The sequence below is a fragment of the Tenacibaculum sp. L6 genome (assembly GCF_028823685.1).
In the GTDB taxonomy this organism is placed as follows: domain Bacteria; phylum Bacteroidota; class Bacteroidia; order Flavobacteriales; family Flavobacteriaceae; genus Polaribacter.
In genome coordinates this window covers 1-306 of record NZ_JAPEHZ010000210.1, presented here as the reverse complement: position 1 = coordinate 306, position 306 = coordinate 1, and the positions used below count along the sequence as shown (strand labels likewise).

General features: G+C 38.6%; 1 protein-coding gene. It reads left to right on the top strand.

The window, feature by feature from the left end; genetic code table 11:
• Window positions 1-61 precede the first annotated feature (61 nt).
• Window positions 62-306, top strand: a 245-nt coding sequence (locus OU788_RS12755; protein WP_274635501.1) for a hypothetical protein, incomplete at its 3' end; no start/stop codon positions are given.

Sequence of the window (306 nt, the reverse complement as noted above, 5' to 3'; positions counted from 1 at the left end):
AACCATCATGCCCGGTTTTATAGAACCTCATGCCCACCCTGTTTCTATTGGTGCTTTTATTTTGGGCAATGATATCGTAGCTCCCCATGAATGGCGTATGCCACATAAAACATATCCTGCAGCTACTAATCATGAAGAATATATTCAAGGGTTAAAAAACATAGTCAAAGAAAGGAAAGAAAAAGACTATGTATTAGTTTGGGGATATCACCAAGCATGGCATGGTGCGCTAACCAAAGAAGATCTTAATTCGGTGACAAACACTATACCTCTTTTAATTTTTCACCGATCAGGGCATGAATTCTA